At 61.9% G+C, this 4,160-nt stretch carries 4 protein-coding genes and 1 pseudogene; all 5 read right to left on the bottom strand.

The window, feature by feature from the left end; genetic code table 11:
* Positions 1–314, bottom strand: a 314-nt coding sequence (locus Q7J58_RS09605; protein ID WP_304826783.1) for an ATP-binding cassette domain-containing protein, incomplete at its 3' end; no start/stop codon positions are given.
* A 104-nt stretch (positions 315–418) separates the two neighbouring features.
* Positions 419–1,756, bottom strand: a complete 1,338-nt coding sequence (locus Q7J58_RS09600; protein WP_304826780.1) for an ABC transporter substrate-binding protein — start codon at positions 1,754–1,756, stop codon at positions 419–421.
* A 144-nt stretch (positions 1,757–1,900) separates the two neighbouring features.
* A complete protein-coding gene (locus Q7J58_RS09595) occupies positions 1,901–2,977 on the bottom strand; it encodes a branched-chain amino acid ABC transporter permease (RefSeq protein ID WP_304826777.1) in 1,077 nt (358 codons plus the stop codon).
* An 11-nt stretch (positions 2,978–2,988) separates the two neighbouring features.
* Complete coding sequence (locus Q7J58_RS09590) at positions 2,989–3,918, bottom strand: branched-chain amino acid ABC transporter permease (RefSeq protein ID WP_304826774.1); 930 nt, start codon at positions 3,916–3,918, stop codon at positions 2,989–2,991.
* 16 nt (positions 3,919–3,934) lie between these two features.
* Positions 3,935–4,160 (bottom strand): annotated as a pseudogene (locus tag Q7J58_RS09585) (ABC transporter ATP-binding protein); the annotation flags it as partial.

Here is a 4,160-nt window from a genome sequence, read left to right as displayed (position 1 = left end):
ATGGTCAGGTGGGCAAAGCAGTGCCGGCCTTCCATCACCTGCACCACGCCCCGGTTCACCAGGTCGGCCGGGGTGAGGTTTTCAATGCGTTCACCGCGCAGCTCGATACTGCCCTTGGTGACCTCGCCTCGCTCGGCTTTGAGCAGGTTGGAGATGGCGCGCAGCGTGGTGGTTTTGCCTGCGCCGTTGCCACCCAGCACAGCCGCAATTTTGCCCTCGGGCACGTTGAGCGAGACGCCCTTGAGCACCAGGATCACGTGGTTGTAGATGACCTCGATGCCATTGACGTTGAGAACGGATTTGGTGGGTTCCATGTGCTTTTTCCTTTGACCAATCGACAAGGCTGCGGTGCAGCCCTGTCGGTTGGCGGCCCGTGCGGGCCGCGCCCTGCCCATGGTTGGGCAGGGCAGGGGTCCTGTCAGGACTGGCAGTCGGACGGCGCGCGGCGCGTCAGCTTCTTGTCGGCGGCGTAGGTGTCAGCCGCTTTTTTCACCATGGGCTTGATGATTTGCTCATCACCCTGGTACCAGTCGCTGCTGAATTCCCACTTGGCACCGTCCCAGGTGTGGATGCGCGCCCAGGCCGCACCCATGTGGTCGTTGCAGCTGGTGGAAATGGGGCGCATCACGCCCTTGAAGCCCAGTGCGTCGAGCTTGGCTTGCGTCAGGTTCAGGTTTTCATAACCCCAACGGGCCTGCTCACCCGTGACCACTTTGCCTTTGCCAAACTTCTCTTGGGCCTGGCGCACGCCTTCCACGGCGAACATGGCGCTGATCAAGCCGCGCATGTAGAGCACTTCACCCACTTCGTCTTTGGGGCCGGTGCCCTGGCCCTTGTCGTGCAGCTTGGCGAGGATCTCTTTGGCAACAGCCGAACCTTTTTCAGTGCCGTGCTGCATGGTGATGGCGTTGTAGCCCTTGGCACCCATGCCCACGTCTTTCACGTCAGGCTCGGCGCCGGCCCACCACACGCCATAAATCTTGTCGCGGGGGTAGCCCGTGGCTTGCGCTTCTTTCACCAGGGTGGAGTTCATCACGCCCCAGCCCCAGTTGATGACGTAGTCGGGGCGGTCGCGGCGAATCTGCAGCCAGGTGGACTTTTGCTCCACGCCGGGGTGCGTGACGGGCAGCAGGCTCAGCTGGAAGCCGTGCATGGCGGCACGCTCTTGCAGCAGCGGAATCGGCTCTTTGCCGAACGGGCTGTCGTGGTACACCAGCGCAATTTTCTTGCCCTTGAGCTTGTCCAGGCCGCCTTCTTTCTTGCCCAGGTGCTGGATGATGACGTCTGCGGCCACCCAGTAGGTGCCGGCAATGGGGAAGTTCCACTTGAACACGCCGCCGTCGGCCGACTCGCTGCGGCCGTAGCCGGCGGTGATCAGCGGGATTTTGTCGACAGGGGCTTTTTCGGTCAGCGCAAAGGTGATGCCGGTGGACAGCGGCTGGAACACCGTGGCGCCGCCGTTTTTGCCCTTCAGGCGCTCGTAGCACTCCACGCCGCGGTCGGTGGCGTAGCCGGTTTCGCATTCTTCAAAAGACACCTGGACGCCATTGATGCCGCCGCGCGCATTGGTGAGCTTCAGGTAGTCGGCATAGCCGTTGGCGAAGGGTACGCCATTGGGTGCGTAGGCGCCGGTGCGGTACACCAGCGAGGGGAAGAACTGTTCCTTGGCCTGGGCCATGGCAGCGGTGGAAACCAGCGCACCCGAGAGGGTGGCACAGGCCATAGATACCGAGATAGCAAGGTTACGCAGCTTCATTTCGTTTGTCTCCTAAAGAAAAACCAACACACAAAAAACCAACCCGAGGGCCCGTCAGTTCACTCCGTCCACAGCGCGGGCGCCATTGGGCATTTCCCCATCGGGAGTCACCCTGATGCGCTGCCGGCTGCGGCCGTGCGGACATCAGTGCGGGAAAGGCCACAACCGCAACTTCTGTTTCGCGACACTCCACAGCTTGGCCAGGCCGTGGGGCTCAACGATGAGGAACCACACGATGAGCGCGCCGAACACCATGAATTCGGTGTGCGAGATGGCGGCGGTGGAAATCGTCATGCCCACCAGACCACCGGCCCACGGCAGGAACTGGTTCAGAAAAATGGGCAGGATCACGATGAAGGCGGCGCCAAAGAAGCTGCCCATGATGGAGCCCATGCCGCCGATGATCACCATGAACAGCAGCTGGAACGAACGGTCAATGGAGAAGGCGGCGGGCTCCCATGAACCCAGGTGCACAAAGCCCCACAGGCCACCGGCCACGCCGATGATGAAAGAGCTGACCGCAAACGCGCTGAGCTTGGCGTACATGGGGCGGATACCGATCACGGCCGCGGCCACGTCCATGTCGCGGATGGCCATCCACTCCCGGCCAATGGCCGAGCGCACCAGGTTTTTCGCCAGCAGGCCGAAGACCACCAGAAACGACAGGCAGAACAGGTATTTTTCGACCGGGGTGTCGATGCGCCAGCCCAGCACGCTCAGGTTGGACACGGACACCGAGCCCGACGCGGTGTTGTTGGTGAACCAGCCGATGCGCAGGAAGGCCCAGTCGCAGAAGAACTGTGCGGCCAGCGTGGCCACCGCCAGGTACAAGCCCTTCACCCGCAGGCTGGGAATGCCGAAGAACATGCCCACCAGGGTGGCAAAGAAGCCACCCGACAGCAGCGCCACGATCAGCGGCATGCCGTCGATGCGGATGTAGGTGTTGTAGGCCATGTAGGCGCCCACCGCCATGAAGGCGCCCGAGCCGAGCGAAATCTGGCCGCAGTAGCCCACCAGAATGTTCACGCCCAGGGCGGCCAGCGCCAGGATCAGGAACGGGATCAGGATGGCGCGGAACATGTACTCGTCGACCAGGAACGGAACGCCGATGAACGCAAAGGCAATGAGCGCCAGAATGGCCCAGCGGTCTTGAGCGATCGGGAAGATCTGCTGGTCGGCGCGGTAGGAGGTCTTGAACTGACCGTTTTCTCTGTAAAACATGTTCTTCTTCCTTACACGCGGTCAATGATTTTTTCGCCGAACAGGCCCTGCGGCCGGAACAGCAGGAACACCAGCGCCAGCACATAGGCAAACCAGATCTCGATGCCACCACCCACATAGGGGCCGAGGTACACCTCGGAGAGCTTTTCGCCGACGCCGATGATCAGCCCGCCGATGATGGCGCCCGGCACCGAGGTGAGGCCGCCCAGAATGATGACGGGCAGGGCGCGCAAGGCCACGGTGGTGAGCGAGAACTGAACCCCCATCTTGGAGCCCCAGATGATGCCGGCCACCAAGGCGGTGATACCGGCCACAAACCACACGATGACCCAGATGCGGTTGAGCGGGATGCCAATGGACTGTGCTGCCTGGTGGTCGTCGGCCACGGCGCGCAGCGCCCGACCGGTGCCCGTTTTCTGGAAGAACAGCGACAGCACGATCACCAGCAAGGCCGCCACGCAAGCCGCGTACACGTCTTCCAGGTTCACCAGCACGCCGCCTTCGAACATCCCTTCCAGCAAAAAGATCGGGTCCTTGGGCATGCCCACGTCGATCTTGTAGATGTCGCTGCCAAAGATGGTTTGACCCAGGCCGTCCAGGAAGTAGGTGATGCCCAGCGTGGCCATCAGCAGCGTCACACCTTCCTGGTTGACCAGGTGGCGCAGCACCAGCCGCTCGATCAGCCAGGCCAGCGCAAACATGCAAGCCGCTGCGATGGCAAACGCGATCAGGTTGCCCAGCAGCTTGCTCTCCAGTCCCAGCCACTGTGGAATCCACTCGGAGAATCGGGCCATGGCCAGCGCCGCAAACAGCACCATGGCGCCCTGCGCGAAGTTGAAGACGCCCGAGGCTTTGTAGATCAGCACAAAGCCCAGCGCGACCAGCGAATACAGCATGCCGGCCATCAGGCCACCCAGCAGTGCTTCTAAGAAAAATGCCATCTTGTTGTCTCCGTGTTCAGTGGCTCGTACCAAGGTACGCGCTGATGACTTCTTCGTTGCTGCGCACCTCTTCGGGGGTGCCGTCACCGATCTTCTTGCCGTAGTCCAGCACCACGACGCGGTCGGAAATGTCCATCACCACGCCCATGTCGTCCTCGATCAGCACGATGCTGGTGCGGAACTCGTCGTACACGTCCAGGTTGAAGAGGCTCATGTCCTGCTACTCTTCCATGTTCATGCCG

This window comes from Hydrogenophaga sp., from assembly GCF_030656115.1.
Lineage (GTDB): Bacteria > Pseudomonadota > Gammaproteobacteria > Burkholderiales > Burkholderiaceae_C > Hydrogenophaga.
This window is presented reverse-complemented; position numbering and strand designations above follow the sequence as displayed.